Origin of the sequence: Burkholderia sp. ABCPW 14 (genome assembly GCF_001523835.1) — a bacterium.
Lineage (GTDB): Bacteria > Pseudomonadota > Gammaproteobacteria > Burkholderiales > Burkholderiaceae > Burkholderia > Burkholderia mayonis.
In genome coordinates this window covers 1-624 of the sequence record NZ_LOVS01000007.1, presented here as the reverse complement: position 1 = coordinate 624, position 624 = coordinate 1, and the positions used below count along the sequence as shown (strand labels likewise).

The window sequence follows — 624 nt, the reverse complement described above, 5'->3', positions numbered from 1 at the left end:
ACCGTACAACGAGCGACCGTAATGCTCTCGCGGTTCATCTGCTTCCAGACCTTGTCAGCGCCGTAGACTTGCATGTTGGCCTGCCAGACTCGGTTGATTTCCGGGCACAGAATCTCATCGCGTTTCGCTCGGGCGCAGCGCTTCGACGGATCACGAAGCTGTGCCGCATGACGCCGATAACCCGACGGGGCAATCCGCAAGACCTTGCAAATCGGCTCGACCCCGAAGGTATCTCGATGCTGATCGATAAAGGCCTTCAGGACTTCAACCGGCGGTCGAGCTCCGCCTGGGCGAAAAACGCGCTCGCCAGCTTCAGGATCTCGTTGGCCCGGCGCAGTTCTTTGACTTCGCGTTCCAGCGCCTTGAGACGCTCACGTTCCGACGAGCTCACGCCGTCGCGCTCTCCGGTTTCAACCTGGTCTTGCTTGACCCAGCCGTGCAGGGTCTGGCTCGTGCAGCCGATCATCGGTGCAATTGATTCGACCGCCGCCCACAGCGACGGATGCTCGCTACGCTGCTCTCGTACCAGACGGACTGCGCGCTCCCGGACTTCCGGGGAAAACTTGCTTGGCTTCTTGCTCATGGCTCCATTCTCTCAAGAGTTCGAGCCTCCACCAAATCCGG

Annotated in this window: 1 pseudogene and 1 other annotated feature; the pseudogene reads right to left on the bottom strand. The window is 60.4% G+C overall.

Annotated elements, in window-relative coordinates:
* Nucleotides 1–583 (bottom strand): annotated as a pseudogene (locus tag WS62_RS32245) (IS3 family transposase); the annotation flags it as partial.
* Nucleotides 186–302, bottom strand: a sequence feature (AL1L pseudoknot). It overlaps the preceding pseudogene by 117 nt.
* Nucleotides 584–624 lie beyond the last annotated feature (41 nt).